The organism is Pseudomonas serbiensis, assembly GCF_030580745.1.
Classification (GTDB): Bacteria; Pseudomonadota; Gammaproteobacteria; order Pseudomonadales; family Pseudomonadaceae; genus Aquipseudomonas; species Aquipseudomonas serbiensis.
Map to the genome: position 1 here is coordinate 21,043 of NZ_JAUQOO010000034.1, position 10,101 is coordinate 31,143.

A 10,101-nucleotide genomic window follows, 5' to 3' on the forward strand; every position below is an offset into this window, starting at 1 on the left:
ATCTGGTTTATTTTTCGTATGTGTTTGGGAGCCAAATTCCACCAGCGCGCTAAGCCGATATACACCCAGTTTGGGTTTAGCTGGCCGCTACTTACCTTGACTTGCCCAAAAACAAGGGTCGATAACAGTCCGAGTCTGTCAGACTGGTTCGACCTACAATGCCCTTGTTATAGATTATTTCAGGGGACAAACTATGTTGTCTTCAAGTGCTTCTTAAATTCTCCAATGCTTGGCAACGTGCCAAACTATATTGCTTGGGGTAGCTAAGCAGATGTACATTTGGACCAATGATTTCGATGTGTACGAGACAAACTATGTTGTCAGTACCCATCTTCCAATGTAAAAGGCGATGAATGAGGTCTAGACATGGCATTTTCCGTGACTCGTGGGTGTGGTCGTAATCTGATTTTTTGGGTCAGTGGTGAAGGGTATGATCAATAGTTTTAGTGTTGAAGTCTTCCAGTACGCCTTTGACCAAATCCATCGCATCAAAGTTGAAGTTGAACACGCTGCTCGAATGCACGTATTGAACGTCAATGCTGTGAATTTTGACTCGTTGACCTGACGGCAAGACGATGAAGGTACTTGGCGGTGTGAGGGTGATGGTCAGCGGCGTGCCAATTTGGCTTTCGTCGAAGGGCACGTTTCGGTCAAGCCATGTGGCTGCTGGGACAGGGGAAGCCGCGCTGTCTTGCAGCAGCGACTCCTGTAGCTTGATGGCGGGTTCTGTTGCCAAGGTGGAAGCCGTCTCATCGTGCTTACTGTCTAATTTAACCCCAAGCTCAAGGTAATCCGTCTTGTTCACGATGCCTTGGATTTCGAACTTCTGTATGAAACCATCCCAATCAGACCCTTGAGGATCACGAAGCCGCTTGAGGCTTATCCCGTAGAAGTTGCACAGGTTCACCACACCGCTCTGGAATCCCATAGTGGTGAGCAATACGCCTTGGCTGTTTGGAATGTCAGTGAGCAAGCCAAGCAGGTTGCGTGCGTGGATGAGGTCGATGGTGGATGTGTAGTATTTGCACTCCACCAACACCTGATGCTCCACACCGTTTTTGAGGTAGCGCCAGTACACGTCGATCTGATGAGCAACGCCTGAACGCCCGGTGATTTGGACGTTATGCAGTACCTCAATCGTCTCGACCTCTTCAGTGGCTAGAATCGCTTGGTAGACCTGCTGGGCAACCTTCTCGTATTCGGTACTGTTCTTTACGTCGAGCATAAGGTTTTCCGTTGTTCGTGGAGTTGGTGATGGACAGACTTATCGTCCTTGAGGGCTGCAGCCAGCAAGCCCAAGAATTTCGTCGGTGTCGATCATCGGCATGACATTGATCCCTTATTGCGCACCCTAGCCAGTCCGGAGTACCTGTACTAAGCGTGCCCAACTTTTGCCGGCTGGGCTTGTGGTGTGCCTGGGCGGCAGATCCGCCGCGTTCTCCCTTGTTCGTGGAGAGTGTGGGATTTGCAAGATTAGCCAGTCAATTTTTTGCATGACTAAAACCTTGCCTGACCCATTGCCCAACTAACACCACTTTCCTACCTGTTTTGGCTCTCGGCAAGGTGAGCAGCTTGTTTAGTATCTTGCTTATCCTGTCGAATGCGATCGAGCGCTGCCTGCGCGTCTGGATCACCTGCTTCTGCCATACACTCCAAGCAATCCCCGCCGCAATCCGCAAGCTCAGGAACGCCCCCTAAAGGACGCTTGCAGATGGAACACGTATCGATAACCACAGCCATTTGCTTTGCCCTCCTGGGCGTGTCCTGCTTGATCGGCCCGAAAGTGACCTGTTTCTACGTCCTCGGCCCCAGCGAGGGCCGGGGCTTGGGCGCAGCGGGCGACGTTTACCTATAACAATTAGCCTGTGACGGCTCGGCAGTAATATGTCCATACCTTCGCCGGCTTACCGTCGGCATCAAGGCGTTCCTCTTTGCGCTGGAACTGCTCGTTGTTGTAGATATAGGCCATATCTTCACAAGCTTCGAGTGTGGGGTATTGCAAACCCGCTTTGGGGCTTTCGGTGTGACATGGAGCACCGATGGCCATAGACGCGCAAACGACACTGTTCAACAGAAATTGCATGTTCGATTTTCCGTGGATTCAGTTGTGTTTGCCGAGGCCGGTCATCTTCCTGCCTGGTTACTGGTTCACCGCCCAGCAAGCCAAGTCGATCAGTCGCCGTCGCCTTTGAGGTCATCCAATCTTCGTTGGTGTTCCTCATGCTCAGCCCACTTGTGCTCTTCGAGTTGTATGGCAGCAATTTCGTCATCGGTCTTACCGTACCAGTCGCCACCTTCGTTTGATGCCTGTAGTTTGAAATATAGCTCAAACTACAAGCATTATTTTGAGCTGGGGTTCAACCTTTTAAGGCCATTCAACCCCTTAACCGCATCATCCCAATGCTGATTTACCACCAATCCTAACATAGCTGAAAAATACGAAAGACCGGAATTTCTCCCGGCCCCTCGCTGTATTTCGTGTTCACGGAAAATTGTGCGGTCAGATCCGCCCCTTAAGGGGCGGACTTTTATGGTTTGCTTTCCTGTCTTATCAATTGTGCCAGTTTGCAAAAATATGCTCGACACTAGAGCACTCTATTCGTACTCCTTCATGCTCCGAGTTTTCTGAGCCTGGAAGGTCTAATTTACCTTTATCCTTTGCATCACTGATAACTCTCCAAAAAACCTCGCTAAGGTCTTCATAGTCGAACGAATCGGCGTACCTCAATAAAATCGTTATCTCTGCTGTGGTTGTACCTTTTGTAATGGCCGGAATTATATTTAGTAGCTCCTTTCGGTCGATCTTGATTTCAAACTTATATTCATCGTGTGGAAGAGGTGTTACCTCATAAAAAGCCGACTCCAGCAGCAACCTGCATGCAAGGGATGTTGCGGCATCAATGCCGTTAATAATAGTAACTGCGCGTTCAAATTCAACACTGTCAGACATGTTTTTGATTCTCAAATATTCGTTTTGACGGTTTTTTAATTGGTTGTATAAATAGCCTGTCGAGAGCTTTGTAAGATATTCATACTCTCAGCTACAGATCCACTAGCTGCCTTGCCAGTGCCATCTCTACCGAATCACCATCCTGGTTCAACGAGTCGAGTCCAGACTCCGGAACATCACCTGACGTGCTTTGAGCTACGGCAATTTTCTTGGCCATCAGTTGCAAGCAAGTGATTTGTGAACTGCCGGCATAGCCGAAAAAGATCACCCGCACAGCATGCTTCTGCCCAATCCGCCATGAACGTCTTGCTGCCTGCTGAAGGGTGTAAACGTTGTATCCCGTCTGCATGAAAACAATCGTTGGGAAGTCGAGCAGATCCAGCCCGGTCTTCACCAGCTCTGGGTTGGTAATCAGCACGTCGACGCCTCGATCTACCTGATCCAGGATCCAGTCTTCACGCCGAGAGGTATCGACAGTTGCCCGCAGGACGGCCACTTTGAGACCGGCCTGTTCAAGTACGCGCTTCAGCCTCGCTGTAGTGTCTCGTTTGCCCGTGTAGACCGAATAAGCAAGAACCTTGCGGCCCAAGGCTTTCTCCTGGCGACACAGATCAACGATTGCCTGCTCCTTAGGCATCAGTTCATCTTCGGTGAAGATGGTTGGTGTGAAGGCCAGCAACTCCCTCGTGCGTGGGTGATTGACTGTCTCAGGTCGAAAGCAGCAGTCCGGCCAGGCCAGGAGCACATTGAGTACGACGCCGAGGAGAGTCGTATCTCGGCGTGCAAGTGCCTGGCGAAGAGCTGTGGTGAGCGTATTGGCGAGCTTGGTATAGGCCTCATGTTGTTCTGGTGCCATGGGTATGTCGATGAACTCCTCCTGGTACGAAGGCAGAACCTTTGCGCCAATATCTTTGAGCTTGAGGAACACCGTGAAGGGGAGTACGAAGCGGTGAATGCCTTTGGGACCGAACCCGGGCGCTTTCACTGTTCGCACCGAGAGTTTCTTACCCTTGGCCGTTTTGTGGGACTGTCCATCACGCTCGGTGTAGATGTCCTTCAAAACTCCGTGGTCGCGCATGAAGGACATGGCGGCCGGAGCCATACTGCCTCTGAGGTTTGGTCGGTAGCCGTCTTCGATCATTCGTCGCGGCAGGATCCTGAACAAGAGGTAGAACAGATCGTCGGCATATCCGCCCATGAGTGTGCCGGTCAGTAGCAGGCATTTTCGCACCTTGGCTGCAAGCACCCCCATGGCCTGGCCCTGCGCCGAACCACTGTTCTTGTACTCGTGTCCTTCATCCACTATCAGCAGGTCGAAGAAACTGTCTGGCAAGTAGCGTTTGATGAACTCAGTTGGCTGGTAGCCGCCTTCACCAAAACCAAATTCGATGTTGGCCATCGCACGCTCCATGCGCTTGGCTTGCCGATCGCTGAAGATGAAGTTGCCCTGAGCGTCCATCAGGTTGATGAACTCATGAACGTTGTCTACCAGCATCGAGGCGAGAAAGTCCTCCCCGAAGTCGCCCATAAGTCGTTCGGCCCGGACGGGCCCAATGGTCGGAATTCGGCACATCGACTTGAGTATGATATTGCGACGTTCCCCTGCTTCAGCTCGCCCTGGGCGCATGAGTGTCCAAAGAGGGCTGTCACAGTGGCTGCATTTACGCCGGCGTTCTTCTCGGTGGAACTCCTCGGTCGTGACCAGGTTCCCTTCAGTATCGCTAAGCACATGACCGCAATGCGTGCATGCCGCGAGGTGTTTGCCGCCTAGGGCGCGCTTGGACCAGCAAGCGAGCTTCCAGTGAAAGCCCATGCGCATGCGCACGCGGCCCATGATGAAAAACTCTTGGCGACCATCAGGCTGTTTGCCTATGGACTCCCTGAGTTTAAGCAACTTGAGCAAGGTGTCAGGGCCGTTTAGGACCCATACACGTGCATCAGGGACAGTTTCCAGAACCTCACGACGCCATTTGTATACCAGGTGTGGCGGTGAGATAACCAGTGATCGGCGATAGCCTTCGGCGTGCATTACTGCCGCTGTAGCGATGGCCATCATGGTTTTCCCGGTACCCATCTCGGCATTGATAATGGCTGCTTGCTCGCCACGATCCAGTAATAGGGCTGCCACAGCCTGTACAACTCGCCCTTGGGCAGGAAAAGGCTTGCGATTGAGTGCAGCCATTACCCTATCGCGTTGTTCGTTGGCCATACCGGTGTAAACCGGCGGGTTGGATCGATTGAGTGAGTCCAGCAACTCATCACCGAACTCTGCGATGAAGTCAGTCAGGGCGATGTTCAGTGATGCAGAATTACAGTTGGGAAGAGCCTGAGTCATGTTGTTCATCGTGCGATTTCTGTCAGTTGTGGGAGGACAGGGCATGCACGACCCCAAGGGGTATGGCGCATACCCTGGGATGGTTATCAGTAGCTTGAAAGGGGGTTAGTGATTCAGTCGCCGGATGGTGTCTGGCTCTGGTCGTTTGGCGCTGTCTCAGATTGTGCTGAGGTGATCGTCAGGACACGGCCTAAAGTGGCTGACCCCGGCGTCAAGTCCCATGCCCGAATGACCGGGATGAAACGATCAGTGAGGATCCTGACTTCACACATGTTGCCCTGCTCATCCTCTGTGAACTCTGCCTTATGGGCTTTTTCCTTATAGGTATCGCCCTTGAGAGCTAAGACACGTCCAGATCCAGAGGTCACAACGCCTGAGATGGCACCAGCTGCAAGAGCCAAAGCCAGATGCCACTGAGACAGTGCCATGACCGGAGGTCTTGGCTGCATGCCGGCTTGGCCAAAGTGCAGAGTGAAGTCACTCCAAAGCCCTTGAAGGCGGTTGATTTCCAGGGCGAATTGCTCTGGTTCAAGTGTGACGCGGTAGAAGTGCTGTAGATCGTTGGTCGAGGCCAATACTCTGTAAGGCTCTTCCTGCCATTGTTCCGGCAGATCTGGAGCTACAACTGCACCGTTACCAATGTCCTGGAGCTGCTCCCTGATGCTCGTGATCTGTGAAGGTCGTGCCAGATCCTGGCGTCGAACACGAATCCCGATTATCACAACTTGCTTGAACTGACGTTCAGCCGCAGAAAAGATCCGCAGACTGGTGAAGTGATTGCACAGCCAGCCGCAGAGCTCCTCATCAAGTACGTAGTGCGGTACCAGGAATACGAGCACCCCGCCGTACTGCAGTAGCGAGATGCAGCGCTGGTAGAACAGCTTTTCAAGGCGACGTCTACCGGACCCTTGATAGTTGGATGCCCCGCTATGGTCTGCGACCAAATCCCCATAAGGCGGGTTCAGCCAAAGCAGGCCAAAAGCCTGGCGCGAAATCATCGTGTCCATCAGATCACTGTGCAGTACCTGGTCAAGCAGTGAGCGTGCATGTCCAGCCCGCTCTTTGTCATATTCGACTGCGCATGCTTGCACCCGGTCTCGACCTAATGCATGGGCTGCCTCAGCCAAGGCCACACCTTCACCAGCACAGGGATCGAATATCCGCATGCTGCCGGAGGAGGGGGGAGCGAGAGCCTGTAGTGTTCTTTCCAAGGTTTTTTCATCGGTTGGGTAATAACCGTTCTTGGCGAAGTTGCGCGCCAAGCGTGGGAACATCAGAGCCATAGAGTTCTTTCCAGTGCATAGATGGGCAGTGGGCCTGCCCGGTGGGTTCAGGCGGACGCCATGGGTGTAGAGGTGAGTTTCCCGCTTCTGATCAGATCGCCCAGTGCCAGCTCAAGGGCCTCAAGAGCAATTGCTAGTCGCCAAACCTTAACGGTGCCCAAAGCCCCGACTAATGGGGCAAGCATTCCGTAATCGACCAATACCTGCATGACCGGCTTACGCCAATGCTGAAGCAGAGGCAGGGGGCAGGTTCTGGTGACAAGTGGCCAAAGCCGCTGAAGAGGTTCTTGATCTTGATGTATCAGGGCATAAGCGAAGTGATTTGCTTGGTCAGGCACAGCGCAACGCCGGTCGAAGAGCCAGAGGTGTAAGAGACTGCCAAACAACGTTCCTGGGTATTGCCGGGTGGTGCGTTTCTCAAGCAGGTCAGGATTCGGAAACACTGGTAAACGCTGGCCGTTGATCAACAGGTGAAACTGATCGATACCCCCATCAGCTCGGCCAAGTGTGAGCCTGGCAAAAAACTCCTGAAGCGCAGTGTCACGTCCCCATGCGGAGAAAAACACCAGGTTGCGCTGCTCATCACAGACACAAGCATCGACGTACAAATCAGGAAATTCATCGATCTGATACAGCAGGGATGGTGCAAGTTGGACCATAAGGATTATCTGCGTGGAAGGGCATGCCTGCCCCCACGGGAGAGGTATGCCCGATGGTTGGAGTGATGGTGTTTGTGGTCAGAAACGTCAAGCGTCAGGTCGGTGACCTGTACCAAGTTTGAAGCCGGAAATCGAGTTCATAGCCCATCTGGCTGAGTCTCTGACATTGGTTGCGTAATTGCTGCCTATCCACTGTTGAGTCAAGCTTTACGGCATGCCCCAATGGCCAGACAGAGCCGAATAACTCGGCGTCTGCATCATTCACACAAGGTTGTGCAGGCTTTGCGATAGGCATCCCGAACGGGGGCAGGTCATCTGGTTGAGAGACTGCCGACTCGGATCGAGGAGCTTTGTGTGGACGTGAGTATGAAGTTGGTTTGTCATCGTCGACCGGATCAGGGATCTGGGCATCGATGTGAGACGTATCTTCGGATGACAGATTCTCAACGTCATCCAAAACCATACTGTCAAGACGTGCACGGACCTCTACAACCAGCCGGCCTCCTGTTACGTAATAGGAGGGGCGTATCTCGATGATTGCAAAATCACCTCGATACTTGCCCTCAGTATATTGCTCCAGGAGAGCGTCTTTAATGACGAACTCTCCGATTGAAGTTGATAACCGACCGACATTGAAATACCCATGCCGGCCACTGATGGTACGAATGGCCAAGTGACCCGGAAGAGTGATCATTTAAGGCTACCGAGACTACAAGTCCTCTCCATCCAAATTTTGTGACTCATCAAGTAATGAAATGTGCAAGTAAGACGGTTCGCCTGGGAGGGATACGACATTTAGTTGCAGCATAACCCAGTGGCGCACATCAGCTACTTCTAGATGCATGCCGAACAGATAATGGGTACTCACTGCATTTGAATTTAATGCCTCGTGCGCAGCCTGGATAACGATTGCGAGCCGAAACCCCAAGTCGCAAGAGTCGTAGGGTTTATCACGGCAGATAAAACGTTTCCATGCTTTTGTGGTAAGAACCACAGGGTATTGTTTCAGTGTCTCAACATACTGAGTATGTAAAATCTGGATAGCTATAGACATTTGGTCTCTCCAATTGGGAGGGGACCATCCCTCATGGGGAATAATCCCCGTGTGGGTTGTTTAAATCAGGAGGGCGAAGCCTCGACAGTGTTTTTATTCATGCGAGTGAATGAACGATCGGTATACCACAGCCACCATACTCACAATGATATCCGTGAAAATTACAAGGCCAGCAATCACCAGCACGTAGAACCCCGCTTGGATGATCGATGGCGTAGATGTCTGTGTACCCAATTCGCAGAGGGCAATACCAACCCCAAAGATCAGCAAAGCGATGAGCGTGAATTTGAGGTTTTGGATCAACGGTTTCATTTCATCTTCCGAATGAAAAAAAGGCGCCGAAAGGGCGCCTTGAGTGTGTGTTGTATCAGGCAGCTTGCCTGCGAGAGCGAGGAGGCTTCTGAGGTGTATCTGCTGCAAAGGAAGCTTCAGCAACTGGCGCTGGAACTTCAGTAGGCGCTGGATTTGAAGTAGTAGAGCCATTAGAAGCGTTACCGTCCGACGAGGCATCAGCCTGATCTTTTGGTTTGGCTTCATGAACAGTTACACCATTGACTTTGATCCAGGAAAGGTGCAAGAGACGGCCTTTTAGGCTCGCGCTTGTTTGTCCTTTCTTGGGACCGTGTTCATAGGTGAACACATCAGGCCAGATATCACCGACTCGAAAGGACACAAGGACCTTTTTGTCAGCGTTAACTGCGTCAATGCAACGTCGGATGAGATAATCAGCTTCTTCACCGACGACATTACAGTCAATGTAAGTGTATTCAACATCATCAGACTTGCCATGCAGAGCCGCAATGGTCACGGCCATGAAGGGGTTGCCTTTCTTCGGTTTCACTTCACGAATACGGTTGAGATAACCGATACCAGTGGTGTGGATGTCGAAGTATTTGGTTTCGTTAGAATTGCTCATAGTGATTCTCCAATTTCAAAACAGAAAACGGAGAAAGACTTCGCCCGAGGGGAAGAATTCCCCGCGTGGGTGATAGAGCTGATTTGGATAAAGTGTGCATTCATCAGCCGGGTGACCGGTTGATTGTTCGCGCTTCCGAATGCTTTGCGAACTTCGGGAAGTGATCATTGCGTTAAACGCAACGTAGCCATGAGATCTGAGACTACCCGGGCATGTTGCTGACAACGTCAGCGATACATGGCCTAAGAATGTGAAAGAACTGATGCTGTTGTCAAGCCCCTGTGATAGAAAAAAGCCCCTGATTAAAGGGGCTGTGTTTATTGGCATACTCACCAGGATGGGTGACGAATCTTCATCTCCAGAGGGCTGTATATGAAGCTGTCTCGTGCTTTTTGATAGTCCTCAAGCAGACCAAAATCACTCAGCATAGGATGCGTTGTAGGGGTGTAGTTATCGGTGTGATCCATCCTGGCCAATTCCATGACCTTGGATCGAACGTCGCCCCACAGATCTACTTCAGCCGAAAGGAGATCGAGGTTCTGCAGGTCAAGGGATATGTGTTGACGGGCCTGGAAAGCAAGCAGACCAATCTCGATCACCATGGGCAAGCGTTGTGGGTTATGAGTCATTGTATTTCTCCGATTTCGGGTATCAGAAAGCGGAGAAACACTTCGCCCTGAGGGGAAGAATTCCCCGCGTGGGTTAGAGCGGATTGGGTTTGAGTGTGCATTCATCAACCGGATAACCAATTGACTGTTCGCGCTTCCGAATGCTTTGTGAATCGCCCTGGGTTTCGTAGACACCTCTTTGCCTTAAACTGAGGCCAATCAGGAGGTGCCATGAGCAACCCACGTTATCCCGAAGAATTCAAAATCCAAGCGGTCAATCAAGTGACCGAAAAGAA

Annotated in this window: 10 protein-coding genes and 1 pseudogene; all 11 read right to left on the reverse strand. The window is 51.6% G+C overall.

Annotated elements, in window-relative coordinates; translation table 11 throughout:
* Positions 1 to 415 precede the first annotated feature (415 nt).
* The 11 genes and pseudogenes from Q6A51_RS26220 to Q6A51_RS26270 all read right to left on the reverse strand — a co-directional run bounded on the left by Q6A51_RS26220 (position 416) and on the right by Q6A51_RS26270 (position 9,826).
* Positions 416 to 1,225, reverse strand: coding sequence for a restriction endonuclease (locus Q6A51_RS26220; RefSeq protein WP_304576062.1), 810 nt, complete (start codon positions 1,223 to 1,225; stop codon positions 416 to 418).
* Between the two features lie 633 nt (positions 1,226 to 1,858).
* Positions 1,859 to 2,083 (reverse strand): hypothetical protein, encoded by a 225-nt coding sequence (locus tag Q6A51_RS26225; protein WP_198729106.1) that lies wholly within the window; start codon positions 2,081 to 2,083, stop codon positions 1,859 to 1,861.
* Positions 2,084 to 2,551: 468 nt separating this feature from the next.
* The gene (locus Q6A51_RS26230) at positions 2,552 to 2,950 is read right to left on the reverse strand and encodes a hypothetical protein (RefSeq protein WP_304576063.1); all 399 of its coding nucleotides are present in this window, start codon (positions 2,948 to 2,950) and stop codon (positions 2,552 to 2,554) included.
* 91 nt (positions 2,951 to 3,041) lie between these two features.
* Positions 3,042 to 5,294: a DEAD/DEAH box helicase gene (locus Q6A51_RS26235; RefSeq protein ID WP_304576064.1), complete on the reverse strand. Its 2,253-nt coding sequence runs from the start codon at positions 5,292 to 5,294 to the stop codon at positions 3,042 to 3,044.
* Between the two features lie 131 nt (positions 5,295 to 5,425).
* Positions 5,426 to 6,568, reverse strand: a pseudogene (locus tag Q6A51_RS26240) (DUF6094 domain-containing protein); the annotation flags it as partial.
* A 47-nt stretch (positions 6,569 to 6,615) separates the two neighbouring features.
* Positions 6,616 to 7,227, reverse strand: a complete 612-nt coding sequence (locus Q6A51_RS26245; RefSeq protein ID WP_304576065.1) for a hypothetical protein — start codon at positions 7,225 to 7,227, stop codon at positions 6,616 to 6,618.
* Between the two features lie 94 nt (positions 7,228 to 7,321).
* Positions 7,322 to 7,921 (reverse strand): DUF3275 family protein, encoded by a 600-nt coding sequence (locus Q6A51_RS26250; RefSeq protein WP_304576066.1) that lies wholly within the window; start codon positions 7,919 to 7,921, stop codon positions 7,322 to 7,324.
* Between the two features lie 15 nt (positions 7,922 to 7,936).
* Positions 7,937 to 8,281: a hypothetical protein gene (locus tag Q6A51_RS26255; RefSeq protein WP_304576067.1), complete on the reverse strand. Its 345-nt coding sequence runs from the start codon at positions 8,279 to 8,281 to the stop codon at positions 7,937 to 7,939.
* 93 nt (positions 8,282 to 8,374) lie between these two features.
* Positions 8,375 to 8,593, reverse strand: a complete 219-nt coding sequence (locus Q6A51_RS26260; protein WP_304576068.1) for a hypothetical protein — start codon at positions 8,591 to 8,593, stop codon at positions 8,375 to 8,377.
* A 55-nt stretch (positions 8,594 to 8,648) separates the two neighbouring features.
* Complete coding sequence (locus tag Q6A51_RS26265; protein ID WP_304576069.1) at positions 8,649 to 9,197, reverse strand: STY4534 family ICE replication protein; 549 nt, start codon at positions 9,195 to 9,197, stop codon at positions 8,649 to 8,651.
* A gap of 329 nt (positions 9,198 to 9,526) precedes the next feature.
* Positions 9,527 to 9,826, reverse strand: a complete 300-nt coding sequence (locus Q6A51_RS26270; protein ID WP_221618944.1) for a hypothetical protein — start codon at positions 9,824 to 9,826, stop codon at positions 9,527 to 9,529.
* Positions 9,827 to 10,101: the final 275 nt, after the last annotated feature.

Excerpts from the sequence above, each read along its gene's own strand:
- Q6A51_RS26225 (WP_198729106.1), bottom strand. The coding sequence starts at position 2,083 with ATGCAATTTCTGTTGAACAGTGTCGTTTGCGCGTCTATGGCCATCGGT.
- Q6A51_RS26220 (WP_304576062.1), bottom strand. The coding sequence starts at position 1,225 with ATGCTCGACGTAAAGAACAGTACCGAATACGAGAAGGTTGCCCAGCAG.
- Q6A51_RS26255 (WP_304576067.1), bottom strand. The coding sequence starts at position 8,281 with ATGTCTATAGCTATCCAGATTTTACATACTCAGTATGTTGAGACACTG.
- Q6A51_RS26265 (WP_304576069.1), bottom strand. The coding sequence starts at position 9,197 with ATGAGCAATTCTAACGAAACCAAATACTTCGACATCCACACCACTGGT.
- Q6A51_RS26230 (WP_304576063.1), bottom strand. The coding sequence starts at position 2,950 with ATGTCTGACAGTGTTGAATTTGAACGCGCAGTTACTATTATTAACGGC.
- Q6A51_RS26250 (WP_304576066.1), bottom strand. The coding sequence starts at position 7,921 with ATGATCACTCTTCCGGGTCACTTGGCCATTCGTACCATCAGTGGCCGG.
- Q6A51_RS26245 (WP_304576065.1), bottom strand. The coding sequence starts at position 7,227 with ATGGTCCAACTTGCACCATCCCTGCTGTATCAGATCGATGAATTTCCT.
- Q6A51_RS26260 (WP_304576068.1), bottom strand. The coding sequence starts at position 8,593 with ATGAAACCGTTGATCCAAAACCTCAAATTCACGCTCATCGCTTTGCTG.
- Q6A51_RS26235 (WP_304576064.1), bottom strand. The coding sequence starts at position 5,294 with ATGAACAACATGACTCAGGCTCTTCCCAACTGTAATTCTGCATCACTG.
- Q6A51_RS26270 (WP_221618944.1), bottom strand. The coding sequence starts at position 9,826 with ATGACTCATAACCCACAACGCTTGCCCATGGTGATCGAGATTGGTCTG.